Source organism: Streptomyces sp. NPDC002564 (genome assembly GCF_042889645.1).
GTDB lineage: Bacteria > Actinomycetota > Actinomycetes > Streptomycetales > Streptomycetaceae > Streptomyces.
The window spans coordinates 83,506-109,817 of record NZ_JBIARE010000013.1 but is presented as its reverse complement, the minus strand read 5'-3'; the positions used below and the strand labels follow the sequence as shown (position 1 = coordinate 109,817).

26 protein-coding genes are annotated in these 26,312 nt (G+C 73.8%); 14 read left to right on the top strand and 12 right to left on the bottom strand.

Features of this window, described 5'->3' with window-relative positions:
• Nucleotides 1-45 precede the first annotated feature (45 nt).
• Both ACFYXE_RS33385 and ACFYXE_RS33380 read right to left on the bottom strand, forming a co-directional pair.
• The gene (locus ACFYXE_RS33385; RefSeq protein ID WP_361171697.1) at nucleotides 46-618 is read right to left on the bottom strand and encodes an FABP family protein; all 573 of its coding nucleotides are present in this window, start codon (nucleotides 616-618) and stop codon (nucleotides 46-48) included.
• A gap of 390 nt (nucleotides 619-1,008) precedes the next feature.
• Nucleotides 1,009-1,965, bottom strand: coding sequence for an endonuclease/exonuclease/phosphatase family protein (locus ACFYXE_RS33380; protein WP_389319060.1), 957 nt, complete (start codon nucleotides 1,963-1,965; stop codon nucleotides 1,009-1,011).
• Between the two features lie 112 nt (nucleotides 1,966-2,077).
• On the opposite strand from ACFYXE_RS33380, the gene ACFYXE_RS33375 reads away from it, so the two are divergent.
• From ACFYXE_RS33375 to ACFYXE_RS33365, 3 genes are all read left to right on the top strand, one after another.
• A complete protein-coding gene (locus tag ACFYXE_RS33375) occupies nucleotides 2,078-3,559 on the top strand; it encodes an amidohydrolase (protein ID WP_389319058.1) in 1,482 nt (493 codons plus the stop codon).
• 145 nt (nucleotides 3,560-3,704) lie between these two features.
• Complete coding sequence (locus ACFYXE_RS33370) at nucleotides 3,705-4,388, top strand: DUF899 domain-containing protein (RefSeq protein WP_389319056.1); 684 nt, start codon at nucleotides 3,705-3,707, stop codon at nucleotides 4,386-4,388.
• A 161-nt stretch (nucleotides 4,389-4,549) separates the two neighbouring features.
• Nucleotides 4,550-4,729 carry a hypothetical protein gene (locus ACFYXE_RS33365; protein WP_389319054.1) on the top strand — a complete coding sequence of 60 codons (180 nt, stop codon included), beginning with the start codon at nucleotides 4,550-4,552 and terminating at the stop codon, nucleotides 4,727-4,729.
• Between the two features lie 93 nt (nucleotides 4,730-4,822).
• Here ACFYXE_RS33365 and ACFYXE_RS33360 read toward each other — a convergent pair whose 3' ends face one another.
• Entirely contained in the window at nucleotides 4,823-5,236 is a 414-nt protein-coding gene (locus tag ACFYXE_RS33360) for a hypothetical protein (protein ID WP_361171733.1), read from the bottom strand.
• Nucleotides 5,237-5,308: 72 nt separating this feature from the next.
• Nucleotides 5,309-5,806 carry an ATP-binding protein gene (locus tag ACFYXE_RS33355; RefSeq protein WP_389319052.1) on the bottom strand — a complete coding sequence of 166 codons (498 nt, stop codon included), beginning with the start codon at nucleotides 5,804-5,806 and terminating at the stop codon, nucleotides 5,309-5,311.
• A gap of 158 nt (nucleotides 5,807-5,964) precedes the next feature.
• Between ACFYXE_RS33355 and ACFYXE_RS33350 the strand changes: the two genes are divergently transcribed.
• The 3 genes from ACFYXE_RS33350 (at nucleotide 5,965) to ACFYXE_RS33340 (ending at nucleotide 7,988) form a co-directional block, all read left to right on the top strand.
• Nucleotides 5,965-6,825 (top strand): helix-turn-helix transcriptional regulator, encoded by an 861-nt coding sequence (locus ACFYXE_RS33350; protein ID WP_361171679.1) that lies wholly within the window; start codon nucleotides 5,965-5,967, stop codon nucleotides 6,823-6,825.
• A gap of 103 nt (nucleotides 6,826-6,928) precedes the next feature.
• The gene (locus ACFYXE_RS33345) at nucleotides 6,929-7,144 is read left to right on the top strand and encodes a DUF397 domain-containing protein (RefSeq protein ID WP_361171730.1); all 216 of its coding nucleotides are present in this window, start codon (nucleotides 6,929-6,931) and stop codon (nucleotides 7,142-7,144) included.
• Between the two features lie 46 nt (nucleotides 7,145-7,190).
• Nucleotides 7,191-7,988, top strand: a complete 798-nt coding sequence (locus ACFYXE_RS33340) for an SAM-dependent methyltransferase (protein ID WP_389319049.1) — start codon at nucleotides 7,191-7,193, stop codon at nucleotides 7,986-7,988.
• 142 nt (nucleotides 7,989-8,130) lie between these two features.
• On the opposite strand, the gene ACFYXE_RS33335 is transcribed toward ACFYXE_RS33340, so the two are convergent.
• Both ACFYXE_RS33335 and ACFYXE_RS33330 read right to left on the bottom strand, forming a co-directional pair.
• A complete protein-coding gene (locus ACFYXE_RS33335) occupies nucleotides 8,131-9,621 on the bottom strand; it encodes a glutamate synthase subunit beta (RefSeq protein ID WP_389319047.1) in 1,491 nt (496 codons plus the stop codon).
• Between the two features lie 137 nt (nucleotides 9,622-9,758).
• Nucleotides 9,759-10,238 carry a DUF1772 domain-containing protein gene (locus ACFYXE_RS33330; RefSeq protein WP_389319045.1) on the bottom strand — a complete coding sequence of 160 codons (480 nt, stop codon included), beginning with the start codon at nucleotides 10,236-10,238 and terminating at the stop codon, nucleotides 9,759-9,761.
• A gap of 237 nt (nucleotides 10,239-10,475) precedes the next feature.
• On the opposite strand from ACFYXE_RS33330, the gene ACFYXE_RS33325 reads away from it, so the two are divergent.
• Together ACFYXE_RS33325 and ACFYXE_RS33320 are read left to right on the top strand one after the other, a co-directional pair.
• Entirely contained in the window at nucleotides 10,476-11,108 is a 633-nt protein-coding gene (locus tag ACFYXE_RS33325; RefSeq protein WP_389319043.1) for a uridine kinase, read from the top strand.
• A 122-nt stretch (nucleotides 11,109-11,230) separates the two neighbouring features.
• Complete coding sequence (locus ACFYXE_RS33320) at nucleotides 11,231-11,650, top strand: CBS domain-containing protein (RefSeq protein WP_361171665.1); 420 nt, start codon at nucleotides 11,231-11,233, stop codon at nucleotides 11,648-11,650.
• Between the two features lie 30 nt (nucleotides 11,651-11,680).
• On the opposite strand, the gene ACFYXE_RS33315 is transcribed toward ACFYXE_RS33320, so the two are convergent.
• The gene (locus ACFYXE_RS33315; RefSeq protein WP_389319162.1) at nucleotides 11,681-12,808 is read right to left on the bottom strand and encodes a magnesium and cobalt transport protein CorA; all 1,128 of its coding nucleotides are present in this window, start codon (nucleotides 12,806-12,808) and stop codon (nucleotides 11,681-11,683) included.
• A gap of 164 nt (nucleotides 12,809-12,972) precedes the next feature.
• Between ACFYXE_RS33315 and ACFYXE_RS33310 the strand changes: the two genes are divergently transcribed.
• Nucleotides 12,973-13,827: a methyltransferase domain-containing protein gene (locus tag ACFYXE_RS33310; protein ID WP_389319040.1), complete on the top strand. Its 855-nt coding sequence runs from the start codon at nucleotides 12,973-12,975 to the stop codon at nucleotides 13,825-13,827.
• 148 nt (nucleotides 13,828-13,975) lie between these two features.
• Here ACFYXE_RS33310 and ACFYXE_RS33305 read toward each other — a convergent pair whose 3' ends face one another.
• Together ACFYXE_RS33305 and ACFYXE_RS33300 are read right to left on the bottom strand one after the other, a co-directional pair.
• On the bottom strand, nucleotides 13,976-15,001 hold the full coding sequence (locus ACFYXE_RS33305) for a carbohydrate kinase family protein (RefSeq protein WP_389319038.1): 1,026 nt from the start codon (nucleotides 14,999-15,001) through the stop codon (nucleotides 13,976-13,978).
• Nucleotides 14,998-15,897, bottom strand: coding sequence for a pseudouridine-5'-phosphate glycosidase (locus tag ACFYXE_RS33300; RefSeq protein ID WP_361171727.1), 900 nt, complete (start codon nucleotides 15,895-15,897; stop codon nucleotides 14,998-15,000). Before ACFYXE_RS33300 ends, ACFYXE_RS33305 begins: the two co-directional genes overlap by 4 nt.
• Before the next feature lie 166 nt (nucleotides 15,898-16,063).
• On the opposite strand from ACFYXE_RS33300, the gene ACFYXE_RS33295 reads away from it, so the two are divergent.
• On the top strand, nucleotides 16,064-16,429 hold the full coding sequence (locus ACFYXE_RS33295; protein WP_389319036.1) for a cupin domain-containing protein: 366 nt from the start codon (nucleotides 16,064-16,066) through the stop codon (nucleotides 16,427-16,429).
• A 379-nt stretch (nucleotides 16,430-16,808) separates the two neighbouring features.
• Here the strand turns inward: ACFYXE_RS33295 and ACFYXE_RS33290 are convergent, their stop codons facing one another.
• The 3 genes from ACFYXE_RS33290 to ACFYXE_RS33280 all read right to left on the bottom strand — a co-directional run bounded on the left by ACFYXE_RS33290 (nucleotide 16,809) and on the right by ACFYXE_RS33280 (nucleotide 19,752).
• Complete coding sequence (locus ACFYXE_RS33290) at nucleotides 16,809-18,071, bottom strand: MFS transporter (protein ID WP_389319034.1); 1,263 nt, start codon at nucleotides 18,069-18,071, stop codon at nucleotides 16,809-16,811.
• A 153-nt stretch (nucleotides 18,072-18,224) separates the two neighbouring features.
• On the bottom strand, nucleotides 18,225-18,779 hold the full coding sequence (locus ACFYXE_RS33285; RefSeq protein WP_389319032.1) for a methylated-DNA--[protein]-cysteine S-methyltransferase: 555 nt from the start codon (nucleotides 18,777-18,779) through the stop codon (nucleotides 18,225-18,227).
• Between the two features lie 61 nt (nucleotides 18,780-18,840).
• Complete coding sequence (locus ACFYXE_RS33280) at nucleotides 18,841-19,752, bottom strand: glycerophosphodiester phosphodiesterase (RefSeq protein WP_389319030.1); 912 nt, start codon at nucleotides 19,750-19,752, stop codon at nucleotides 18,841-18,843.
• A 273-nt stretch (nucleotides 19,753-20,025) separates the two neighbouring features.
• On the opposite strand from ACFYXE_RS33280, the gene ACFYXE_RS33275 reads away from it, so the two are divergent.
• From ACFYXE_RS33275 to ACFYXE_RS33260, 4 genes are all read left to right on the top strand, one after another.
• Nucleotides 20,026-20,910: an MHYT domain-containing protein gene (locus ACFYXE_RS33275; protein ID WP_389319028.1), complete on the top strand. Its 885-nt coding sequence runs from the start codon at nucleotides 20,026-20,028 to the stop codon at nucleotides 20,908-20,910.
• Nucleotides 20,911-21,006: 96 nt separating this feature from the next.
• On the top strand, nucleotides 21,007-23,169 hold the full coding sequence (gene uvrB, locus ACFYXE_RS33270; protein WP_389319026.1) for an excinuclease ABC subunit UvrB: 2,163 nt from the start codon (nucleotides 21,007-21,009) through the stop codon (nucleotides 23,167-23,169).
• Nucleotides 23,170-23,560: 391 nt separating this feature from the next.
• Complete coding sequence (locus tag ACFYXE_RS33265) at nucleotides 23,561-24,139, top strand: TerD family protein (protein ID WP_389319024.1); 579 nt, start codon at nucleotides 23,561-23,563, stop codon at nucleotides 24,137-24,139.
• Nucleotides 24,140-24,295: 156 nt separating this feature from the next.
• Nucleotides 24,296-26,236, top strand: coding sequence for a TerD family protein (locus ACFYXE_RS33260; protein ID WP_389319022.1), 1,941 nt, complete (start codon nucleotides 24,296-24,298; stop codon nucleotides 26,234-26,236).
• The last annotated feature ends 76 nt before the right edge of the window (nucleotides 26,237-26,312 follow it).

The window sequence follows — 26,312 nt, the reverse complement described above, 5'->3', positions numbered from 1 at the left end:
CCGGGACGGCCCGGTCCGCCCGTCCTTCGCGCCTCCTGCCGCCGGCTAGCCCTTGCGCCGCAGCTCCGCCGCGAGGTGGTGCTGCAGGGGCTGGTCCACCGCCGCCATCTCGTGGGTGAAGGTGAGCGTGTCGGCGTCGGTCAGCGTGTAGCGGCGGCGGGTGGCGGTGACCTCCTTCGCGGTCGGGGTGAGGGCCACCCCGTGCGTGGCGAGGTCGATCGTCCCGTCGGCCGCGGTGCCGACCGCGATCTCGGCGATGCCGGTGGGCTGGGTGACCAGCGCCTCCACCCGCCCGTCGGGCTGCAGCCGCCACCAGCCGCTCTCCCGTGCCGCGGGGCGCAGCGGCCGGTCGTCGGCGTCGACGATCCAGGCGCGCGCCTCGTAGCGCAGGAAGGGGCGGCCGTCGTGGCTGAAGGTGACCTCCTGGGCGTACGAGAAGTCCGCGGGCAGCGTCGGATATGCGCCGCGGCCCCGGCCCTGCCACGTGCCGAGCAGCCCGAGGACGGGCGCGAGCAGCGCGTGCGGCGCGGGCACCGCGTCCGGTCCCTGGTCGAGGCTGTCGGGGTACGGGTGCGCGGACGTGGCGGCTGCGTCGGCTGCGGCTGCGGGGTCGAACACGGTGGCGGCTCCTGGGAGTCGGGAGAGGCGGGTGGGTGGGTGGGTGCCGTGTGGGCGGGATGGGGCGGGAGGTGGTTGAGGGCTGACGGGCGGCGGGGGTCGGCGCCGGTCGGGTGCGGAAGACCCGGCTGGGGCCGGGAGCAGCTTAGGGGGCGTGCCCCCGCGCCCCGCTCGCACCTCTGCGTCGACCCGCACCCCCCTGCCGCGCCCCGCTCGTACCTCTGCGTCGACCCGCACCCCCCTGCCGCGCCCTGCGCGCGTCTCTGCGTCGACCCGCACCCCCCTGCCGCGCCCCGCTCGCGTCTCTGGGCCGTCCGTCCCCTCGCACCTCTGCCGCGCCCCCGCACCTCTGCCCGCTTCGGCGCCACCCCCCCACCCCCGAACCCGGCCCTACGGCTGTATCCGCATCCACACCGGTGCGTGATCCGACCCCGCCGCGTCCCTCCGCGCCGCCGGATCCCCGTCCGCCACCGACGGCAGCGCGGCCGTCGAGGTGCCCGGCGCGCCCGTGCCTGCGCCCCGTACCTGGTCCATCAGGCCGCGGCTGACCAGGACGTGGTCGATGAGTTCGCGGCGGCCCGCGTGGATGCGGGAGAAGCGCTGCTCGGGCGGGATCAGCGGGGCCACGTTCCACAGCCGCGCCGCATCGCCCTTGTCCGGGCGGTCGAAGCCGGGCGTGCCGATCTCCGAGCCGGGCGGGCCGAGCAGGATCTGCGTCGTGGCCGCGCCGACCTCGTCGTTGAGGTCGCCGAGCACGGCGACGTGGTGCTCCCGGCCGTCGCCCTTGAGGAGCCGGTCGGCGACCGCGCGTACGACGGTGGCCTCGGCCGTACGCCGGTACAGGGCGTAGGCGCCGGCCCGCGCCCGCTCGCCCTCGTCGCGCGGCTGGAAACGGCCCCCGGGGTAGGTCAGGAGCTTCGACTTGAGGTGGCAGACGACCGCGTCGAAGAAGAACGCCCGCGTCGTCACCGTCACCGCGAGGATCCCGCGCCCGGCCCGTCCCGTCGTCCGGCCCGCGTCGTCGGCCTGGACCGGACGCAGTTCCTCCGGGAAGGCGGCCTCGTCGGCCTGCACGAACACCGGGAGGCTGGTGAGGAACCCGACCCGGATGCCCCGGTCGTCCGCGTGCTCGGAGAGGGTGACGTGCCAGGTGCCCTCCAGCATGCCCGCCAGGTCCGTCAGGGCGGCCGGGTCGCCGACCTCCTGCACGGCGAGGACGCTCGGCCGCAGCGCGGTGACCGTCGCCGCGAGCGAGCCGAGCTTCGCCTCGTACGCGGCCTTGTCCTTGGGGCCGAACGCCCCGCCGGGCCGGTACAGGTTCTCCAGGTTCCAGGTGCCGACGATCATGGCCGCCTCCCTCGTCCGTCCCCCTCGGCCGATCGGCGGGTGGGGTCAGCGTGCTCGCGAAACCGTCCCCGCGACAGGGCCTCGGGATGCGCACTCGCACTACCGTGAAGAGATGACGCCGCCTCCCCCGCCGGGCCCCGCCGGACTCATCACGCACGGTCCCGCCGACCTCGTCGTCACCGGCTGCACGGCCGTGACCCACGGTCCGCGGGGCGAGATCGTCTTCGTCGACGACGCCACGATCGTCGTACGCGACGGACTCATCGCCTCGGTCACGGCGGCCGGACCCACGGCCGGACCCACGGCCGGATCCACCGCCGGACCCGAGGGCGGGGCAGCGGACAGACCTGTGGACGGACCGCCGGAGGGGGCAGCGGGCGGCCCGCCCCGCGCCGTCGCCCCCGAACACATCGACGGCCGCGGCACCGTCGCCCTCCCCGGCCTCGTCAACTGCCACACGCACACCCCGATGGTGGCCCTGCGCGGCCTCGCCGAGGACCTGCCGGCCCACGCGTGGTTCAACGACTGGATCTGGCCCGTCGAGTCCAACCTGACCGCGCGCGCCGTCCGGCTCGGCGCGCGGCTGGCCTGCGCCGAGATGATCCGCGGCGGCGTCACCACCTTCGCCGACCACTACTTCCATATGGACGAGGTGGCCGCCGCCACCGACGAGAGCGGCCTGCGCGCCCTGCTCGGCCAGGCCTACTTCAGCTCGCAGGGACCCGAAGGACGCGCCGCCTCCCTCGACTTCGCGCTCCGGCAGCGCGGCGCCGCCGACGGCCGCATCACCACCTGCCTCGCCCCGCACGCCCCGTACACCGTCGACGAGGACGATCTCGCCGCGACCGCCCGGCTGGCCGGGGAGCACGGCCTGCCGGTCCATCTGCACGCCGCCGAGAACCGCGAGCAGACCGACAACAGCCTGGCCCGGCACGGTCTGACCCCGGTGGAGATCCTGGCGCGCGCCGGGCTGCTCGACGTCGACCTGCTGCTCGCGCACGCCACCGGCCTCGACACCGCGCGCGACCTTCCCGTCCTGCGCCGCGCGGGCGGCCGTGTCGCGGTGGCGTCCGCGCCGCGCGGGTATCTGAAGTTCGGCTGGGACACCACGCCCGTACGGGCCCTGCGCGAGGCGGGCATCCCGGTCGGCCTGGCCACCGACGGCGCCGCCTCCAACAACACGCTCGACGTGTGGGAATCCATGACGCTCACCGCGCTCGTCCAGAAGTACGTGGAGCGCGACCCGGCCTGGCTCACCGCCCGGCAGGCACTGGACCACGCCACCCTGCAGAGCGCGCGGGCCGTCGGACTCGGGGAGGAGATCGGCAGCCTGGCGCCGGGGCGGCGGGCCGACCTCGTCCTCGTCGACGTGAGCGGACCGCACACCCAGCCCGTGCACGACCTCGCCGCCACGCTCGTGCACAGCGCGCGTTCCGCCGACGTCCGCACCACGGTGGTCGCGGGCCGGATCCTGATGCGCGACCGTGAACTGCGCACCCTGGACGTGCCGGACATCGTCGGTGAGCTGGGCGAACTGCTGCCCGCACTCGTCGACCGCGGCCACGGCGGACGCATCCAGGAGTACGGGGCCTGAGCGCTCCGCCGCCGGGCCTGCCCGCGGTCCCCGTCAACTCCCGGTGATTCTTTGGAACTTCTTCGCCCCAGAGCGATGAGTTCCGCGAAGCCCGCGGGTCCACCCTCCGCAGAGGTACGCGCCCGAAGGGTGGAGGAGACACACCATGGGACTTCCGGACATCGTCACGCGCGAGGAGTGGCTCGTCGCGCGCGAGGAGTTGCTCGCCGAGGAGAAGGCGGTCACCCGCGCGCGTGACGCGCTCCATGCCGCGCGCCGCGGGCTGCCGATGGTCGAGGTCGACAAGGAGTACTACTTCGACGGCTTCGACGGGAAGGCGACGCTGCTCGACCTCTTCGACGGCAGGGACCAACTGATCGTCTACCACTTCATGTTCGCCCCCGAGTGGGACGAGGGCTGCCGCAGCTGCTCCGGCTTCCTCGACCAGATCGGGCACCTCGCGCACCTGCGGGCCCGCAACACGAACTTCGTGGCGGTCTCGCGCGCCCCCTTCACCAGGCTCCTCACGTTCAAGGCCCGGATGGGCTGGACCGTGCCCTGGTTCTCGACGAACGGCGGCGACTTCAACCACGACTTCGGGGCGTCCTTCGAGGAGGAGCCGTACGACGTGCCCGCGATCAACTGCTTCCTGCGGTACGGCGACCGGGTCTTCCACACGTACGGGACGTTCGCCCGCGGCCTGGACGGTATCGGCTCCACCACCAGCCTCCTGGACCTCACGGCGCTCGGCCGGCAGGAGGAGTGGGAGGAACCCAGGGGACGGGCGTCGGTGTTCGGGGCGCCCGCGGGCAGCGCACGGGTGCGCTACCACGACGAGTACGAGGACTGAGCGGGCCGCCCGGGCCGTGGGCCCGGGGAGAACCCCGGGATTCGCCCCTGCTCCGTCTCAGTTCCGTCACGCCGCGCATCCGGAGGGCCTTTTCGCGCGTTCTCCTCCGTACAGGGTCCGCGGACCGCGCACGCGACGGAACGACACGGGGGACAGGGATCATGACGAACGGACGAACGGTACTGGAACGCTTTCCCGCGGGCGGCCCGCGCGGCTCATGGCCCGCGGAGGACTTCGCCCGCGCCCGCCGCCAGGAGGGCCAGCCCGCGGAGGTCGTGATGGACCTCGCGACGGACACCTTCCTGGTGATCGTCGAGGAAGACGCCTGCGCGACGCCCTGACGGGCCTCTTCCGCAGGGACGCCCCACCGGGGCGCCAGGGGCGCGGGGGACCGCGCGCACAGCCCCGCTACCCCGCCCGGCCCGGCGGAGCGCTCACGCGCTGAGGGCCCGCGACCATCCCGGGGTGGTCCCCGTCACCCGGCACAGCGCCAGATACAGCGGAATCGGCGGCGTATAGGGGACGTCGTCACTGGGGCAGTTGATCAGGACCGGCGGACGGCCGGCGTCCCGCACCACTGCCCCCGCCGAGTACGCGACGGGCGCGGGCCACTCCATGGCGACGTCCGAGTCCGCGGGCACGATCCACCACCAGCGCGCCCCCTCCTCGTACACGCACCCCACCCGGGGCAGCCGGGACATGAGGCCGGGGCCGAACGACGCGGGCACCGCCACCGCGTCGCAGCCGAGCGGCTCGGTCATCCCCTCGGGCAGGTCGAGCCGCAGGGGTGGTGGCGTCGCGGCCGCGGACCGCTGTCGCCGTCGCGACAGGCGGACCAGGGTGTTCAGATCCAACGGCCGCACCGTACCCGCGCTCACAAGCCCCCCGCCCGCATCACTGCCACGTTCGATCGATCCGTTCTACGCACACGCCGGCGCCGCCGACGCCGTTCTTGGCAACTCCGCCCACACCGTGAGCCCGACACCGGGCCCCGCGTCGTGAACCCCCCACGCGCTGCTGACCGCGTCGACCAGGAGCAGTCCCCTCCCGTGCTCCTCGTCGGCCCCCCTGTGAGCCGGGCGCGGCGTTCCTGAACCGCAGCCTTCGTCACGTACGGCTATTCGCAGCTTCTCCGAATCCGCGCAGAGCTCGCAGATGATCCGCCGGCTCGCGGTGTGCACCACGGCATTGGTGACCAGTTCGGAGAGGACGAGTGCCGCCGCGTCGCATGCGTCGTCGTCGCGCACCGCCCACCCGTCCAGCTGCTCCCGCATCAGGCGTCTGGCCTGAGCGACGGAGCCCGGACGTGGTGCGAGGGCGAAACTGACGCAGACCTCGGCGGCCTCGGGCCACGCCTCGGCGAGATCGCCAAGACGCCCTTCGGCGGCTTCGGTTCGTAACGGCGCGGGCGGAGTCACGCTCTCCACTATCGCCCCGCCCGGAACACCTTGGCAAGACCCACTCTGAAAAGTGCACAGTGGCGTGTTCCTTCGAGACCTCACATGGCACACTGCTCGCTACGGCTCGCGGTGCGGTGCGGGCCGAGGCACAGCGGAGTCAGGTGGAGGTAGGAGACGTGAGCGAACCGCGGTCCGCGCCGACGGTCGGCCAGGTCGTCCTCGGTCGTCGCCTGCAGGACCTGCGCGAGGGCGCCGGCCTCAAGCGCGAGGAGGCCGCGAAGATCCTTCGCGTCGCCCCCGCCACCGTCCGCCGCATGGAGACGGCCGAGGTCGCGCTGAAGATCCCGTATCTCCAGCTGCTCCTGAAGGCCTACGGCGTCGCCGACGAGGAGGCCGACGCCTTCGTCACGCTGGCCGAGGAGGCCAACAAGCCCGGCTGGTGGCAGCGTTTCCACGACATCCTGCCGGGCTGGTTCAGCATGTACGTCAGCCTGGAGGGGGCGGCCAGCCTCATCCGCTCCTACGAGCCCCACTTCGTGCCCGGACTCCTGCAGACCGAGGAGTACGCGCGCGGCGTGATGCGGTCCGGCGCCATCGGCCAGACCCGGCCCACGGACATCGAGCGGTACGTGGCGCTGCGCATGGAGCGCCAGTCGCTGCTCAGCCGCGAGGACGCGCCCCGGCTGTGGGTCGTGATGGACGAGACCGCGCTGCGCAGGCCCGTGGGCGGCCCGGACACGATGCGCGCCCAGATCGACCGGCTGCTCGAGGCCGCCGAGATGCCCCACGTCACGCTGCAGGTCGCGCCGTTCGCGTCGGGCCCGCACCCGGGGACGTACGGACCGTTCGTGCTGTTCCGCTTCGCCATGGCGGAGCTGCCCGACATGGTCTACAGCGAGTACCTGACCGGCGCCGTCTACCTGGACGCGCGCACCGAGGTGGCCACCCACCTGGAGGTCATGGACCGCATGGCGGCGCAGGCCGCCACCGCACAACGCACGAAGGAGATCCTCCGGGACCTCCGCAAGGAGCTGTGACATGGACCGACATCGAGCCGGAACGCGCCCTGCCGGTCCGCGTTCACCCGGGGCCCGCGACGACTCGCGCAGCGAGATCCGCGAGGCCCGGATCTACAACGGCATGCCCGCCCGTGACCTCGGTACCGAGGGCTGGCACAAGCCGTGGAGCGGCGGCAACGGCGGCAACTGCCTGGAGGCGATGAAGCTGTCCGACGGCCGCGTCGCCGTGCGGCAGTCCGCCGACCCGGACGGCCCCGCGCTCATCTACACCTACGGGGAGATCAACGCGTTCATCCAGGGGGCCAAGGCCGGGGAGGCTGACTTCCTGCTGTCGTGACCACCGCCCGCCGTCGAGCAGGCGGCGGTTGATGCTTGGAGCCCGCATGGCCGATTCGACGTACATCGACACCAGCACGCCTCACCCCGCACGGATGTACGACTGGTTCCTCGGGGGCAAGGACAACTATCCGGTGGACGAGGAGATGGGCCGCCAGCTCGTCGCCATGGACGGCCGGGTGCTGACGACGGCCCGCGCCAACCGCGCCTTCCTGCAGCGCGCCACGCGCTGGCTCGCCTCGCAGGGGGTACGGCAGTTCCTGGACATCGGCACCGGCATTCCGACCGAGCCGAACCTGCACCAGATCGCCCAGCGGATCGCCCCGGAGAGCCGGGTCGTCTACTGCGACAACGACCCGATCGTCCTCGCGCACGCCGAGGCCCTGCTGCGCTCGTCGCCGCGGGGGGCCACCGCGTACATCCAGGCGGACTTCCGCGAGCCGGAGAAGATCGTCGAGGAGGCGGCGCAGGTCCTGGACCTGGAGCGGCCCGTGGCGCTGTGCCTGGTCGCGCTGCTGCACTTCATCGCGGACGAGGACGGGGCGTACGAGCTCGTGGACCGCCTGATGGCGGCCCTGCCGTCGGGCAGCCACCTGCTCCTCTCGCACGGCACCGCCGACTTCAGCCCGCGGACGGCGCAACAGGCGGCCGAGCTCTACGCGGCGCGCGGCATGACGCTGGCGCTGCGCTCCCACGCCGAGGTGGAACGGTTCTTCGCGCGGTACGAGCTGGTGATGCCCGGTGTGGCGGTTCTCGACCGGTGGAAGCCGGAGCTCGGGGAGTGGACACCGCAGTCGGACGAGGGGCCCACGCCCGGGTACGGGGCGGTCGCGCGCAAGCTGTGAGGCCTCCGCGGTGCCGGGCGTGACCCGTCCGGCGTGGCGGCCCCGCCGAGGAGCTCCGTCGCCTCCGCCTCGTTCCGTCGGTACGCCGTCGTACGCGCCCCTCGCGTACGCCCCCAGCACACCCCCCCCGCACACGCCCCCGTCACGCGGTCATCGGGCGGTCGTACGGCGTGATCGGGCACGGGAGTTCCGTCGTGCCCGTCAGCCAGCGGTCCACCGCCGCGGCCGTCGCCCGGCCCTCCGCGATCGCCCAGACGACGAGCGACTGGCCGCGGGCCGCGTCGCCCGTCGCGAACACCCCGGGGACGTTCGTCGCGAAATGGTCGTCGCGGGCGAGCACGCCCCGCCCGTCGAGCTCCACGCCGAGCTGGTCGAGCAGCCCGCCGGGCGTGCGCTCGGGCCCGGAGAAACCGAGCGCCAGCAGCACCAGATCGGCCGGCAGCTCCCGTTCCGTGCCCGGCAGCGGCCGCCGTTCCGCGTCGACCTCCGTCAGGCGCAGCGCCCGCACCCGGCCGGCCCCGTCCCCCTCGAAGCGGAGCGTGGACGCGGCGAACAGCCGGGCGTCGGCGTCGGCCACGGGGGCGGTGCGCAGCTCCCCGGCCTCCTCGTGTGCCGCGGAGAGCCGGTAGAGCCTCGGGTACGTCGGCCAGGGCTCCGCCGTCTCGTCGCGCACGGCGCCGGGGCGCGCGTAGATGTCCAACTGGGTGACGGACGCGGCCCCTTCGCGCACGGCAGTGCCCAGACAGTCCGCCCCGGTGTCGCCGCCGCCCACCACGACGACGTGCCGTCCCGCCGCGCTCAGCGGCGAGCGGTCCAGTTCGCCCGCGCACACCCGGCCCGCCAGCGGAAGGTAGGCCATGGCCTGCTCGACGCCCGCCAACTCGCGTCCGGGCACGTCCAGTTCGCGCCATGCGGTGGCGCCCACGGCGAGCACCACCGCGTCGTGCCGCCCGCGCAGCTCCACCGCGTCCACGTCCCTGCCGACCTCGGTCGAGGTGCGGAACCGCACGCCCTCGGCGGTCAACTGCCCCAGCCTGCGCTCCAGGTGGTGCTTCTCCATCTTGAAGGCGGGAATCCCGTACCGCAGCAGCCCGCCGGGTCTCCCGTCCCGCTCGTACACCGCGACGGTGTGCCCGGCGCGGGCCAGCTGCTGCGCCGCGGCGAGGCCCGCGGGCCCGGATCCGACGACGGCGACCGTCCGCCCGGAGGGGCGCCCCGCGGGCCGGGGCGGGGCGAGTCCGTCGGCCCAGATGCGGTCGGCGACGGCCGCCTCGACGTTCTTGATGGTCACCGCGGGCTGGTTGATCGCGAGGACGCAGCCCGCCTCGCAGGGGGCGGGGCACAGCCGCCCGGTGAACTCGGGGAAGTTGTTCGTGGCGTGCAGCCGCTCCGCCGCCGCGTGCCAGTCGGCGCGCGAGACGAGGTCGTTCCACTCGGGGATCAGATTGCCCAGCGGGCACGCCTGGTGGCAGAAGGGGATTCCGCAGTCCATGCAGCGGTCCGCCTGCCGCTCGACGATCGGCAGCAGGGCCCCGGGGACGTGCACCTCGGCCCAGTCCTTCACGCGCTCCCCGACGGGTCGGCGCGGCCAGTCCTGGCGCCCGGTGGTGAGGAAGCCCTTGGGGTCGGCCATCGCCGTCTCCCTCGCGCAGGCTTTTTGTCACCATACGTCGGGTGGGGGCGGGCGGCGCGCGGGAGAGCAGGGGCGGAGGAGGAGGGCGGGAGAGACCGGGCAGGAGGGGGCGGGAGACCGGGCAGGAGGGGGGCGGCTCAGGTCAGGGCGAGGATGTACGACACCGTCGCGGCGGCCGAGGCGACGCTGCGGACGTGGTTCCACCGGGTCCACTCGCGTACGTACGCATGCCAGTACGCGGCGCCCTCCGCGCTGTCCTGGTCGACCTCGGCGAGGGCATCGTTGCGCGGGATGTTCGCCACGACCGTCACCCCGAACGAGCCGACGAGGAACAGCGCGCTGCCGAGCAGCAGCTCGACCGTGGCCCCGTCCGGCCAGAGCACGAACGTGACGACGGCGAGCACCGCGCAGAGCCCCGTCGCGCCGAGGAAGACGGCCATGAACGCCGGGCCGACCGCGGCGACGTTGATCCGGTTCATCGCGGCGATGCCCTGCGCCGGGGGCAGCGCGGCGAGCCCCTTCATCACGAAGGTCGAGAACGCGGTGAAGACCCCGGCGACGAGGCCGCAGGCGAGCGCCCCCAGCACGGTGAGCACGAAGTACGGTCCGTCGATCATGGCAACTCCCGTGAGGGTCGCGGTGGTGGGTGCGGGACTGGCCGGCCGCTGCGGGATCGAACGGTCGTCGTGCAGGGTGGGGCGAGTGATCCTCCAGGGCCGCCCGGCGTCACCACAAGTCAATTCCCGGGCGCGCGCGATCGCCATACGCGACGCTCGCCGCCGCATACGCGGGAGTCTTCGGACCCCGCCCCGGCGCCCGGCGGGCCCGCGCCCCGCACGGGGCATCATGGGCACGTGCGACTCGAACCGATCACCTGGGAACGCCTGGCCGACTCCCTCGCCGACCGTCTGCTCGACCTGAAGACGGCCGACGGGAGCGCCTGGCCGCGCGTGGCCGTGGACGGGGCGCCGGCCGGCGGCACCGGTGAGCTGGCCGGACGGGTGGCCGACGCGCTGCGCCTGCGGGGGCGGAGCGCGCTGGTGATCGGCACGGAGGGGTTCCTGCGGCCCGCGTCACTGCGGCTGGAGTACGGCCACGAGGACGTGGAGGCGTACTACAGCGGGTGGTTCGACACGGGCGCGCTGTGGCGCGAGGTGTTCGGGCCGCTCGACCCCGGCGGCACCGGGCGGGTGCTGCCCGACCTGTGGGACCCGGCGGCCGACCGCGCTACCCGCAGCCCGTACGCCGAACTCCCGCCCGGTGGCGTGCTGTTGCTGCACGGCCCGCTGCTCCTCGGGCACTGGTTCCCGTTCGACCTGACCGTGCACGTACGGCTCTCGCCGGGGGCCCTTGCGCGGCGCACCCCGCAGGACACGCGCTGGACGCTCCCGGCCTTCGAGCGGTACGAGAGGGAGACCGACCCCGCGGGCGCGGCCGACGTGGTGGTGCGGGCCGACGATCCGCGCCATCCGGCGTGGAACGGCTGAGCGCGCGCCCGGCCCCCGCCGCTCCGGATGCGTGCCGTCGCGGGCGCCGCGAGAATGAGGGGCGCCGGGACCGGCGGCGCCGCCGCGCCGCTCCGGACACCGCCCGGCGACGGGAGGCAGTGATGACCACCGCCGGAGACATCATGCACCGGGGCGCCCGGTGGATCCCCGGACACGAGACCCTGGACCGCGCCGCTCAGCTGATGCGGGAACTCGACGTGGGCGCGCTGCCCATCAGCGACGAGAACGAGCGCCTCTGCGGCATCCTCACCGACCGCGACATCGTCGTCGGCTGCGTGGCCATGGGGCACGACCCGTCCCGGGTCACCGCGGCCGACATGGCGAAGGGCACACCGCGCTGGGTCGACTCGGGCGCCGACGTCGACGAGGTCCTCCAGGAGATGCAGGGGCACCAGATCCGCCGGCTGCCGGTGATCGAGAACAAGCGGCTGGTCGGCATGATCAGCGAGGCCGACCTCGCGGCCCACCTCACCGACGACCAGCTCGCCGGCTGGGTCGGGAGCGTGTACGCCAAGGGGTGACGCGGCGCCGGCCCGCCGCGTCCCGCCGTCCTACAGCCAGCCGCTCCGCCGGAAGCCGCGGTAGAGCGTGAAGCAGGCCGCCACGACCAGCGACATGACGATCGGATAGCCGAACCGCCAGTGCAGTTCGGGCATGTGGTCGAAGTTCATGCCGTACATGCCGCAGACCATCGTCGGCACCGCGATGACCGCCGCCCAGGCGGTGATCTTCCGCATGTCCTCGTTCTGCGCGACGGTCACCTGGGCGAGGTGGGCCTGGAGGATCGAGTTGAGCAACTCGTCGAAGGCGGCGATCTGTTCGGTGGCGCGCTTGAGGTGGTCGTCCACGTCCCTGAAGTACGCCTGTATCTGCGGGGCGATGACCCGCATGGGCTGGGTGGCGAGGATCTGGAGCGGGCGGCCGAGCGGCACCACCGCCCGCTTCAGCTCCAGCAGTTCGCGCTTGAGCTGGTAGATCCGGCCGGGGTCGGCCCGCGCGCCGTCCGGGGCGAACACGTCCGTCTCGACCTGGTCGATGTCGATCTGCACCGCGTCGGTCGCCGCGAGATAGTCGTCCACGACCTGGTCCGCGATGGCGTGCAGCACCGCGGCCGGGCCCTGGGCGAGCTGCTCCGGGGAGGCTTCGAGCTCCTCGCGCAGCGGGCCGAGCGAGCCGTGCCTGCCGTGCCGGACGGTGATGACGAACTCGCGGCCGACGAAGACCATGATCTCGCCGGTGTCCACGACCTCGCTGGTCGAGGTCAGCTCGCCGTGCTCCACGTAGCAGACGGTCTTGAAGACGGCGAAGAGCGTGTGGTCGTACCGCTCGACCTTCGGGCGCTGGTGGGCGTGGACCGCGTCCTCCACGGCGAGGGGGTGCAGGCCGAAGAGGTCGGCGATGTCGGCGAACTCCTCCTCCGTCGGCTCGTGCAGCCCCAGCCAGACGAAGCCGTCGCCGGACTTGCGGATCCGCTCCACCGACTCGACCAGATCGCGGCCCGGCGGCTGGCGCACACCCTCCCGGTACGTCACGCAGTTCACCACCGACGAGCCCAGCGGGGAGCGGGCCGGGTGGCTCAGGTCGACGCGGGCACCGCGGCGGGCCAGGCGCGCGACCTTGCGGAGGCCGCCCACCCTGCGCAGGCCGCCGACCTTGCGCAGATTCCCGACCTTCCGCAGATTGCCTGCCATCGACATAGGGGCTCCTCGCACCGACAACTAGGCGTGCCAGTCTGCCAGTACGGTCCGAAGGCCCGCCAAGGCCTGTGGGAACGGACCACTCCGTTCCGGATTGCCCGGTTCTGCCTCCCGGGAGCAAGCGGGGCAAATGGGATGATCACGGCATGACGCGAATCGACGGTCATCTCCTCGACCCCCGCCGGTACCCCGGTCCCCGGCAGCTCTCCGACCACCGGCAGCTCGCCGACGCCGGGCACACCGAGGCGCGGTCGCGCTCCGACGCCTTCGCCGCCCTCTTCGACCCCACCACCTTCGGGCACATCGAACGCCTCGGCATCGGCCCCGGCTGGCGCTGCTGGGAGGTCGGGGCGGGCGGCACCTCCGTGATCTCCTGGCTCGCCAAGCGGGTCGGTCCCACCGGCCGCGTCCTCGCGACCGACCTCGACACGTCGTGGCAGACCCGGGCCGCGCGCTCGCCCCTCGAGGTGCGCGTCCACGACGTGGCCGCCGACCCGCCGCCCGTCGAGGGCTTCGACCTGGTGCACGCTCGGCTGGTCCTGGCCGACGTGGCCGACCGGGAGCGGGCCCTCGCCGCCATGCTGCGGGCGCTGCGCCCCGGCGGCCGGCTGCTCGTCGAGGAGCCGGACGCCGAGCTCCAGCCGCTGGCCTGCCCCGACGCGCACGGCCCCGCCCAGGAGACGGCGAACCGGCTGCGGCACGGCGTACGGGCGCTGCTCGCGGAGCGCGGCGCCGACCCCGCGTACGGGCGCAGGCTGCCCCGGCTGCTGCGCGAGGCGGGGCTGCGGCAGGTCGAGTCCGACGTGTACTTCCCGCTCGCCTCGCCGGCCTGCGCGGCCCTGGAGACGGCGACGCTGCGCCAGCTCGGCCCCGACCTGGCCGCCGCGGGCCTGGCCACGCCCGAGGACGTCGAGCACCACCTGGCGAACGTGGCGACCGGCGGCCTGGACCTGGCGACCGCGCCACTGATCTCCGCGTGGGGGCGGAAGGGATCGGTGTAGCGGGCGAGCGGATCGGCGCGTCACGTGCTCGCGGGCGGGGTGGGCTTGTGGGGTGGGGCGGGCTTGTGGTGCGCCATGTGCTGGCGGTGCGTGAGGGGCGGCTTGCCCGGGAGGCGTGCGGTCGGCGGTGCGGGGTCGGCCGGGGTGGTCACGGATGGTGGCCGAGGGGAGCCGGGGAGGGGTGGTGGTCGAGCGGAGCCGGATACGGGTGGTGGTCGTAGGGGGCGGGGCGCGGGCCCGCGACGAGCGGGTCGTCCGGCGGTCTGCCGCCGACCAGTTCGACCGCCCGCGCGCCCGCCCCGCACCCCTGCGCCACCGCCTCGCGCAGCCCCGCGCCCCCGAGCCGCGCGGCGAGGAACGAGCCCGTGAACGCGTCACCCGCGCCCGTCGAGTCCCGCACCCGCGCGGGCCGGGCCGGGCAGCGCCCCACCACCCGGCCGTCCCGCGCCACCAGCGCGCCCTCGGCGCCCAGCTTGACGACCACGGCGGGGAAGCGGCGGCTCAGCTCGGCCGCCGCGTCCGCCGCGTCGGCGAGCCCCGTCAGCTGCTCCGCCTCGCCCCGGCTCGGCAGCAGCGTGTCCACCCCGTCCACCGCCGACAGGAACCGCTCCGCGCCCGACTCCGCGAGGAAACCGGCCGACGCCGGGTCCACGCTCACCGGCACCCCCCGCGCGCGGGCCGCCGCCAGCGCCGTACGCGCCGCCGCCCGGCCCGGCTCCGCGAAGAACAGGTACCCGGAGAGGTGCAGCAGGGCCACGCCGTCGAGCAGGTCGGGCGTCCAGTCGGCGGGGGAGAGCCGCAGCGCCGCCCCGCTGTCCGTGAGGAACGTCCGCTCGCCCGCGGCGCCCCGGTCCACCAGGCAGATCACCGTCCCGGTCGCCGCCCCGGGGTCGACGACCAGCCGGGGCCGCACCCCCGCGCGCGTGAGGGCGCCCTCGTGCCACGCCGCCGCGTCGGCGCCGACCCGCCCGAGCAGGCGTACGTCCCGCCGGCCCCCCTGCGCCGCCCAGCAGGCCACGTTGGCGCCCGCGCCGCCCGGCACGGTACGGATGGCGGCGGCCGTGTCGGTGCCGGGCACGAGCGCCGTACGGTGCCGGGCCACGATGTCCGTCACCACGTCGCCGACCACCAGCAGGGCGCCCGGCGCCCCGGGCGTCCCGGCGGCGCCCGTCACCGCCCGGCCCAGGCCGACGCGATCCGTCCCGCCAGGCGGACGTTGCCGCGCACCGCGGCGAGGTTGGCCGCCAGCGATGCGCCTCCGGTGCGCCGCACCAGCTCCGCGAGCAGGAAGGGCGTGATCGCCTGCCCCGTGATGCCCCGTTCCTCGCACGCCCGCAGCGCGTCGGCGAGCACGCGCGCGTGGAGCGCCGGATCGAGCTGCTCCTCGCGCGGCACCGGATGCGCCACGACGAGCGCCGAGTCGGGCCCGCCGAGCGCGTCCTGGGCCCGCATCACCTCGGCGACCTGACCGGGCGAGTCCAGCGTCCAGTCCACCGGGTGCCCGGAGTCCGCGAGATAGAAGCCGGGGAAGCGGTCGGTCCCGAAGCCCGCCACCGTGACGCCCAGCGTCTCCAGGCGCTCCAGGGTCGCCGGCACGTCCAGGATCGACTTCACGCCCGCGCACACCACCGTGATCCTGGTGCGGGCGAGCAGCCCCAGGTCGGCCGACTCGTCCTGCGTCTGGGCCCATTGCCGGTGCACCCCGCCGAGCCCGCCGGTGGCGAACACCCGCACGCCCGCGCGTGCGGCGAGCAGCGCCGTCGCCGAGACCGTGGTGGCCCCGCTCGCGCCGGTCGCGACGGCGAGCGGCAGATCGCGGTGGCCCAGCTTGCGGAAGCCGTCCTCGTTGGCGACCCGCTCCAACTGCCGCTTGTCCAGGCCGACCCGGGGGCGCCCGTCCAGGACGGCGATGGTCGCGGGGACGGCGCCCTCGTCCCGTACGGCCGCCTCGAGTTCCTCGGCCACCTGGAGGTTGCGCGGGCGTGGCAGGCCGTGCGCGATGATCGTGGACTCCAGGGCCACCACGGGGCGTCGCTCCGCGACAGCCGTCTGCACCTCGTCGGACACCATCAGCACGGGCCTGCCTCCTGCCTGTCGGGTCTCCCCTCATCCCTGGCGGGCGGCGCGCCCCGGCAAACCCCGGGCGTGAAGGCCGGTGTGGAGGCGGGCGTGAAGGCGGGCGTGAAGGCCGCCCCCGGCCGACGCGCCTTCGAAGCCCCGGCTAGGGTGACCGGCCATGACCACAAATGATCAGTCTGCCGCGTCGTTTGCCGTGCATATCCCGGATGTTGCGCTGGAGGTCGAGCCGCTCGACCCGGAGCAGATCGTCTCCGGCGACCCGGTCGTGACCGGCAAGGTGCTCTGGGAGTCCGCCGACGGCAAGCAGTTGCGCGGCATCTGGCAGATCACGCCGGGCGTGGTCACCGACACCGAGGCCAATGAACTCTTCGTCGTCGTCAGCGGCCGGGCCACCGTCGAGGTCGAGGGCGGCGACACCCTGGAGATCGGCCCCGGCGACGCCGCCGTGCTGCGCGAGGGCGACCGCACCACCTGGACCGTGCACGAGACGCTGCGCAAGGCGTACCACATCACGCTGCCCTGAACGCGGCCCCGAGCCGGGGCGCGGAGGCGAAGCCCGGCGTCGAGTCCCGGGGCCGGGCGGCTCTTCTCTGTGGCCTGGCGTCGAGGTCCAGGGCCGGGTAGCTCGTCTCTGTGGCCTGGCGTCGAGGTCCAGGGCCGGGTAGCTCGTCTCTGTGGCCCGGCACCGAGGTCCAGGGCCGGGCGGTTCTCCTCCGCGGCCCGGCACTGATGCCCACAGCCGGGCGGTTCTCCTCCGCGGCCGGCACCGATGCCCAAGGACGGGCGGTTCTCCTCCACGGTCCGTCCCGCCGGCCAAGGCCGGGCGCCCCTCCTCCGTAGCCCGGCACCAAGGCAAGGCCCAAAGCCGCCCGCCCCTCCTCCACGGCCCGGCCCGCCGCCGGTCAGGCCTTCTTGACCGCCCTGCGGACGGCGAGCGCGGCCATCGGCAGCAGCACGCAGACGCCGACGAGGTTGAGCCAGCCGTAGCTCGCCCGCGCCACGATCAGGCCCGCCGCGGCGCCGCCGATCCCCGCCGCCGCGTTCATGGTCAGGTCCGACAGGCCCTGCACGGCGGCCCGGGCGGGCGGCGGCACCGAGTCGGTCAGCAGCGCCGACCCCGCGACCAGGCCCGCGGACCAGCCGAGGCCCAGCAGGAAGAGCCCCGCCGCGGTCTGCCCGTGGCTCGGCCCCGCCGTCCCGGCGAGCAGCGCGGCACAGCACAGCAGCCCCACCGCGAGACCGATCACGGAGAGCCGCCCGAACCGGTCCGCCAGCCACCCCATCACCGGCGAAAACGCGTACATGCCCGCGATGTGCCCGCTGATGACCAGGCCGACCAGCTGCAGATCGGCCCCGTGGTGCCCCAGGTCGACCGGGGTCATCACCATGATCGAGACCATCACGGTGTGCGACGCGGCCACCGTCACCAGCGCGAGCCGGGCCATCGGCGACGCGGCCACCGCGGCGATCCCGGCCTTCAGCGAACGGGACTGCACGGACCCGCTCTCCTCCGGCGCCAGCGCACGCGCCGTGAGCAGCGGGTCCGGCCGCAGCAGCACCGCCACCACCAGCGCGGACACCGCGAAGATCCCGGCCGCGAAGAGGAACGGGCCCGCCTCCTTCGGGATGGAGGTGTCGGTGAAGAGCCGGCTCGCGGGCGCGGAGATGTTCGGGCCGAGGACGGAGCCGATGGTGGTGGCCCAGATGACGTGCGAGATGGCCCGGCCGCGGCGCTCGGGCTCGGCGAGGTCGGCCGCGGCGAACCGCGCCTGCAGCGTGGCCAGCGAGCCCGAGCCGAAGGCCGCCATGCCGAGCAGCAGCAGCGCGAAGCTCCCGACGACCGACGCGAGCACCACGAGCCCCCCGCCCACCGCGCCGATCACATACGCGAGGACGAGCCCGGCGCGCCGCCCGCGCGAGTTCATCAGCGCGGCGAGCGGCAGCGAGAGCAGCGCGGTGCCCGCCACCGACGCGGTCGGCGCGAGACCGGACAGCGCCTCCGTCCCGCTCACGTCGGTCGCCAGCACCGGCGCCAGGGCGATGCCGATCGGCACGCCGAGCCCGCCCAGTATCTGACTGGCGATCAGGACCGCGTTCGTGCGGCGGCGCAGGGCGGGCAGCGCCTCGGGAGCGGGTATGTCAGGGGCGTCGACGGTCGAAGTCACTGACGCAGTGTGTCAGTGACTTCGCACGCACGAAACATGCCCGATCGCGTCACGGGAGGCGTCCCGATCCCGTCACCGCAGGCGGGCGGCGTGTCTCGGGTGGCCGCCTTCACCGACGGCGGCCCACCCGTGCGCGGCGGGCGTCAGTACGGCTCAGAACAGCGGCTGCGGCAGCACGCCCTCCAGGGCGAGCAACTGCCGCTTGGTCTCCAGGCCGCCGCCGAATCCGCCGATGCCGCCGTCGCGCTCCACCACGCGGTGGCACGGCACCACGACCGGCAGCGGGTTGGCCCCCATCGCCAGCCCCACGGCCTGGGCCGCGCCCGGCTGGCCGACCCGGCGGGCCAGGTCGCCGTACCCCGCCACGGCGCCGTAGGGCACGCCGGAGTCGAGCTCGCGCAGCACCTGGCGGTTGAACCCCGAGACCAGCGACCAGTCGAGCGGCAGCTCGAAAGCACGGCGATCACCCGCGAAGTACTCCGCGAGCTGCCGTATCGGCTCGGCGAGCAGGGGGGAGCCGGGCGCGTGGACCGGCTCGGTGCCCAGGCGGGAGCCGAGCCGCTCCAGGGTCCTGTCGCGCACCGCGTCCGTGGCGTGGAAGGCCACGGTGACCAGCCCTTCGGCGGTCGCGGCGAGCAGCAGCGGGCCGATGTCGCTGTCGACGACGGCCCACACGGCCGTCCGTCCGTCCTGCGCGGTGGCGTTCATGTCGACCACCGTACGGCGGGGCACTGACAACGCCTCCGGCCGTCCCGCGTGCCGCGTCGGGTCAGCTGTCGCGGAGCGCCTTGCGGACGACGTCCGGAGTGTTGGTGATGATCCCGTTCACCCCGAAGCGCGCGGCGCGCACCGCGGCCGGGCCGTCGTTGACGGTCCAGGTGAAGATCTCCAGCGGCTTGCCGTGCGGCCCCTTGCGGGCGTGGATCGCGGAGACGTAGGAGCCGGAGATCGAGGTGTGCGTCGAGTTGATCTGGTCGGCGAAGCGCGCGTACTTCGGCAGGTCGGCGACCGCGGGGGTGCCCAGGAAGCCCGTCTTCACATCGGGGCGCAGCGCGTGCACCTTCTTCACGCTGTCGGCGCTGAAGCTCTGGACGACCAGCTTGCCCGTGACGTGGTGCCGGTCGAGCCAGCCCGTGTCGCGCAGGACCCGCAGGCCCTGCTTCTCGATGCCCGGGTAGAGCTCGGGCCGCTTGAACTCGAAGACCAGCTTCTGGTGGTTGTGCGACACCCGCCGCAGGTACTGCTTCAGGGTGGGCACGCGCTGACCCGCGTACTTCGGGCTGAACCAGCTGCCCGCGTCGAGCCGGGCGATCTCCTTGGCGGTGAAGTCCGCGACCTTCCAGGGCGCGCGGTCGGGGTAGAGCGCCTCGACGTTGGTCGTGCGCTTCAGGGTGTCGTCGTGCATGATCACCAGTTCGCCGTCCCTGGTCCGCTGGACGTCGTTCTCGACCCAGGTGAAGCCCAGTTCACGGGCCCGGTCGATGGCCGCGAAGGTGTTCTCGGGGGCCTGCGCCGAGGCGCCGCGGTGGGCGACGACCAGCGGCCTGTCGTGCCGGGCGGCGGCGGAGGAGGCGGGGGCGGAGGTGGGGGCGGACCCGGGCTGCGCGGCGGCGGTGCTGAGGGGGAGGACGAGCGCACCGGCTCCGAGGAGGGCGACGGTGGTGGCAGCACGTGCGTACACGGGTACTCCTCGTGTCGAGTTCACGGACCGGACGACAGTGACAGTCCGCGGCCAACGGGAAGCAGGTGCAGGATGGCCACAGGTTGAACGGAGTCATCAAAGTCGAGGACCCCGCGCGTGGGGAACGCGATTCTTTGCCGGAAAATCGTTCGTACGTTCCGGCGTGAGCTTTACTCTCAGCCTCAGCCGACGGCCTTTCAGATGGCGGCCGGCAGGGGGTGAACGGCACGTTTTTACAGCATTTGGGCACGACAGGCGGAAGGGCTACCGCGCATGCAGGGCACGGTCGACGGGTTCAGCTACGGAGTCGTCACACCGGTGGTGGCCTATCTCATGGCCTGTCTGGGAGGGGCGCTCGGGCTGCGCTGCACCACCAGATCGCTGCTCGTCGCGCACTCCTGGCGGCCCGGCTGGCTGGCGCTCGGCTCGGCGGCGATCGGGTCCGGGATCTGGACCATGCACTTCATCGCGATGATGGGCTTCACCGTCGACGAGGCCCCGATCCGCTACGACAAGGCGCTGACCTTCGCGAGCCTCGCCGTCGCCATCGTCATGGTCGGCATCGGCATCTTCATCGTCGGCTACCGCGGCGCCACGGGCACCGCCCTCTTCACCGGCGGGACGGTCACCGGCCTGGGCGTCGCCTCGATGCACTACCTGGGCATGGCCGGTATGCGCCTGCGCGGGACGCTGGAGTACAACACCCTGACCGTCGCCGCGTCCGTCGTGATCGCGATGGTCGCCGCGACCGCCGCGCTCTGGGCGGCCGGGCAGGTCAGAGGCATCCTGTGGAGCCTGGGCGCGAGCCTGGTCATGGGGCTCGCGGTGAGCGGCATGCACTACATGGGCATGGCGGGGCTCAGCGTCCACCTGCACGGCTCGGACGCCATGCCGCCCGGCGACTCGCCCGCCGAGATCCTCGCGCCCATGATGATCGGCCCGCTCGCCTTCCTGCTCCTTGCGGGCGTGATCGTCATGTTCGACCCGCTCATGGTGATGGGCGGCCAGGCCGACGTCAGGAACCCCGCGAGCGGCGGCCGCAGCCGGCAGTCCTACCCCGTCCCGCGCTCCGGCGACCGCCACATGCCGGTCGCCCGCCGCAGGACCCGGCCCCGCTCCCGCACCCGCCCCGGCTCCCGCACCCCGCAGAACTGGTGAGCGGCGGGCCCGGCGACCCCGCCGGGCCCGGCCGCGGGACGCCGCGGGACGGCCGATCCGGCCCGGTTGTCAGTGCGGGGTCGTACGGTGGTTTCCATGCGGCCCGTATCCAAGATCGAACGCACGGTGGCACCCTTCGAGGTCGTCAGCCCGTACCAGCCCAGCGGTGACCAGCCGGCGGCCATCGCCGAGCTGGACCGACGCATCCGCGCGGGCGAGAAGGACGTCGTCCTCCTCGGCGCGACCGGCACCGGCAAGTCGGCCACCACCGCGTGGATGATCGAGAAGCTCCAGCGCCCCACCCTGGTGATGGCGCCGAACAAGACACTGGCCGCCCAGCTGGCGAACGAGTTCCGCGAGCTCCTGCCGAACAACGCGGTGGAGTACTTCGTCTCGTACTACGACTACTACCAGCCCGAGGCGTACGTCCCGCAGTCGGACACCTACATCGAGAAGGACTCCTCGATCAACGAGGAAGTGGAGCGCCTGCGCCACTCCGCGACGAATTCGCTGCTCACCCGCCGCGACGTCGTCGTGGTCGCCTCGGTCTCCTGCATCTACGGCCTCGGCACCCCCCAGGAGTACGTGGACCGCATGGTCCCGCTCAAGGTCGGCGACGAGATCGACCGGGACCAGCTCCTGCGCCGCTTCGTCGACATCCAGTACACGCGCAACGACCTCGCGTTCACCCGCGGCACCTTCCGCGTCCGCGGCGACACCATCGAGATCTTCCCGGTCTACGAGGAGCTGGCCGTCCGCATCGAGATGTTCGGCGACGAGATCGAGGCCCTCTCCACCCTCCACCCGCTCACCGGCGAGGTCATCAGCGACGACGACCACCTGTACGTCTTCCCCGCCTCGCACTACGTGGCGGGCCCCGAGCGCATGGAGAAGGCGGTCAACGGCATCGAGAAGGAGCTCGGCGAGCGCCTGGCCGAGCTCGAGAAGCAGGGCAAGATGCTGGAGGCCCAGCGCCTGCGCATGCGCACCACGTACGACCTGGAGATGCTCCGCCAGATCGGCTCCTGCTCCGGCGTGGAGAACTACTCCATGCACTTCGACGGCCGCGAGCCCGGCTCCGCGCCCAACACCCTCATCGACTACTTCCCGGACGACTTCCTCCTCGTCCTGGACGAGTCGCACGTCACGGTCCCGCAGATCGGCGCGATGTACGAGGGCGACGCCTCCCGCAAGCGCACCCTCGTCGACCACGGCTTCCGCCTCCCCTCCGCGCTGGACAACCGCCCGCTGAAGTGGGAGGAGTTCCTCGGCCGCATCGGGCAGACGGTCTACCTCTCGGCGACCCCCGGCAAGTACGAGCTCTCGCGCGGCGACGGCTATGTGGAGCAGATCATCCGCCCCACCGGCCTGGTCGACCCCGAGGTCGTCGTCAAGCCCACCGAGGGCCAGATCGACGACCTGGTGCACGAGATCCGCACCCGCACCGAGAAGGACGAGCGCGTCCTGGTCACCACCCTCACCAAGAAGATGGCCGAGGACCTCACCGACTACTTCCTCGAGCTCGGCATCCAGGTCCGCTACCTGCACAGCGACGTCGACACCCTGCGCCGCGTCGAGCTGCTGCGCGAGCTGCGGGCCGGCGAGTTCGACGTCCTGGTCGGCATCAACCTCCTGCGCGAGGGCCTCGACCTGCCCGAGGTCTCCCTGGTGGCGATCCTCGACGCGGACAAGGAGGGCTTCCTGCGCTCGGGGACCTCCCTGATCCAGACCATCGGCCGCGCCGCGCGCAACGTCTCCGGCCAGGTCCACATGTACGCCGACAAGATCACCCCGGCCATGGAGAAGGCCATCGACGAGACCAACCGTCGCCGGGAGAAGCAGATCGCGTACAACACCGAGCGGGGCATCGACCCGCAGCCGCTGCGCAAGAAGATCAACGACATCGTCTCGGCCATCGCGCGCGAGGAGGTCGACACCGAGCAGCTCCTCGGCTCCGACTACCGCAAGCCGAAGGCGGGCAAGGGCGCCAAGGCGCCGGTGCCCGCGCTCGGCGGCGAGACGGCCAAGGCCGGCAAGGCGGCCACGACAGCCAAGGCCAAGGGCAAGGGCAAGAAGGCCGCGGAGACCGTTCCCACCGACCGCCCCGCGGCCGAGCTGGCCGAGCAGATCGAGGAGATGACCGCGCGCATGCGCACGGCCGCCGCCGACCTGCAGTTCGAGATCGCCGCCCGGCTGCGCGACGAGGTGTCGGAGATGAAGAAGGAGCTGCGGCAGATGCGGGAGGCGGGCCAGGCCTAGGGGGCGTCTCTCCGATCTTCGCGGGTCCGCGGCGCCTGGCAGGGCACCTCGCCGCACGGCCGGGCCGCCCACGTACCACCAGTACGAGGGCGGCCCGGCCGCACGGCGATGCACCGCACCAGACGCCGCGGCCTGTCCACGAAGATCGGAGAGACGCCCCCTAGGAGGTGCCGCGCCGGGCGCAGCGGGCCCGCGGAGATCGCAGGGCCACCGCCGCCCGGGCAGGAGATGACCGGGGGCACTTCTGGGGCGGCAGATGTGGCGTACTGCCCGGTCTGTTGCAAGACCGCCACAAAGTGCGGCCCGGACTGCTGCTCCGCAGGTCGCGCTACATAGGGTGCTGGGCAACCGCAACAGGCGGTTGCCCAGGCAGTTCGAGAGGGGACAGCGCGTGACGGTCAACATGACCAAGGGTCAGGCCATCAGCCTGCAGAAGGACGACGGGGGCGCCCTGACCGCGGTGCGCATGGGACTCGGGTGGCAGGCGGCCCCGCGCCGCGGCCTGTTCGGCTCGCGCACCCGCGAGGTCGACCTGGACGCCTCGGCGGTGCTGTTCGCGGACAAGCAGCCGGTGGACGTCGTCTTCTTCCGCCACCTGGTCAGCGACGACGGCTCGGTGCGGCACACCGGCGACAACCTCGTCGGCGGCGTCGGCCAGGGCGGCGACGACGAGGCGATCCTCGTCGACCTCCAGCGCATCCCCGTCCACATCGACCAGATCGTCTTCACGGTGAACTCCTTCACCGGCCAGACCTTCCAGGAGGTGCAGAACGCCTTCTGCCGCCTGGTCGACGAGACCAACGGCCAGGAGCTCGCGCGCTACACCCTCGACGGCGGCGGCCAGTACACCGCGCAGATCATGGCGAAGGTGCACCGCGTGGGCGCGGGCTGGCAGATGACGGCCATCGGCAACCCCGCCAACGGCCGCACCTTCCAGGACCTGATGCCCTCGATCCTGCCGCACCTGTAGGCGCCTGCCGCACCTGTAGGCGCCTGCCGCACCTGTAGGCGCGCCCGCGCACCGCACCCGACAGCCGCACACCTGACAGCAGCACCGTCCGTACGGACGCAGTCGACGTACGCAGTACGAGGGCTCGACGGGAGCCCTGCAAGGGGGAACAAGGCGATGACGGCCGAGCTGGTGCGGGGGCAGAACCACCCGCTTCCGGGGACCCGCCTGGAGATCCGCGTGTCGGCCGGCGGGCCGGTCGTGGCCGGTGCCACGCTCGGCGACGAGCAGGGCAGGGTGCGCGGTGTGGAGTGGGTGGCCCACCCGGGCTCGCCCACCCTGCCGGGCCTCGAAGTCTCCCGGCAGGCCGCCGCCGACCACCGGCTCGCCGTGGACCTCGACGCCCTGCCGGACCCCGTCCACCGGGTCAGCGTGCTGCTCGCCCTGCCCGTCGGCGTCGGGGGACCGGCCGGCTTCCGGGCCCTCGCCGCCCCCTTCGTCGCGGTCACCACGCTCGACGGCGCCGAGGCCGCCAGCTACACCATCACCGACCTGGACACCGAGTCCGCCGTCGTCGCCCTGGAGCTCTACCGCCGCCAGGGCGCCTGGAAGGTCCGCGCCGTCGGCCAGGGGTACGCGGGCGGCCTCGCCGAGATGCTCACCGACCAGGGCCTGCCCGAGGCCCGCGAGCTGGCCGGCGCGATCAACGACGCGGTGGCACGGGGCCTGGCCCGGTCCGTCGCCGCGCCGCCCGCGCGGCCCGCCGACGACGCCCGTGTGCGCACCGGCCCCCCGGGCCCGGCCACCCCGGCGCACGGCGAGCCGGTCCCGCCGCCCGGACAGGCCCCGCCGCCCCAGGGACAGCCGGGCAGCACCCCCGCCGACCCGCAGGGAGAGGGCGGCCCGGTCAACTACACCCACCCCGGCCGGCAGACCACCGCACCCCCGCCGCCCGCCCCCACCGCGCCCCCGGCCCCGCCCGGCACGCCCGCGCGGCCCGTCGCGGGCGACGCCACCGGCTGGTCCATGGAGGAGCGGCTCTACAACCAGGTGTGGGGCATGTTCGAGGACCTGGCCCGCACCACGGCCGCCTACCGCAGCGCCGTCGACTTCGCCGACTCCCGCATGGAGCAGGAGCTCGACAAGGTCCTGTCCGACCCGCGCAGCCGTATCGGCGGCACCGGCGACGCCGCGCGGGAGACCGCCCGCGCCCGGCACGCCGACCTGGTCGGCCGGGCCCGGGCCGCCCTGGACCGCGACCTCGCCCAGCTCGCCGCCGAGGCCGACGTCGTCGAGCCCGCCCTGCCCCCGGCGTACGCGGCGTGGAGCAGCCCCGTCTGGCACGGCTACCGCGCGCCCATGGAGATCCCCATGGCGCTGCGCCTCGGCGACCTGCACCTCCCCGAGCGCGTCGACCTGCGGATCCCGATGCTCGTCCGGCTCCCCCTGGAGCGCGGCCTGTGGATCGACAGCGGCAAGGCCCTCACCAACCACGCCACCGACGTCACCGAGCTGCGCCGCCTCGCCGTGGACACCGCGGTCGCGCACGCGGCCCGGCTGCTCGCCGCCTATCCGGCGGGCCGGTTCCAGGTGCACGTCATCGACGCGGCGGGCGCCGCCGCGGCCGCGTTCGCGCCGCTCACGGGCGCCGGGGTGCTCGCCGGGCCCCCGGCCGCGGGGGCGGCGGGGGTCAGCGAGGTCCTCGGCCGGCTCACCCAGCGCGTCGACCTGGTGCAGATGGCCGTCCGCGGCGGTGCCGCCGATGCCCTGCCCCCGGACCTCGACACCGCCGAGCAGCTCCTGATCGTCAACGACTTCCCGCACGGCTTCGACGACCGCGCGGTGACCATGCTGCGCTACCTCGCGGACGAGGGCCCGGCCGTCGGCGTCCACCTCATGATGGTCGCCGACCGTGAGGACGCCGCCGCCTACGGCCCGCTGCTCGACCCCCTGTGGCGGGCGCTGCTGCGCCTGACGCCGGTGCCCGACGACCACCTCGCCGACCCCTGGGTCGGCCATGCCTGGACGTACGACCCGCCGGTGTTCCCGCCCGGCAGCCAGGTCCTGCGGGAGGTCGTCGAGCGGGTGGCCACGGCCCGGCGCAACGGCGGGCGCTGACGGCGGGCGCGGGCTCCCGGACCGCCCGCGCGCCCCGAGGTTGACGTTAAAGCGACTTTTGACCCGCCCTGACCTG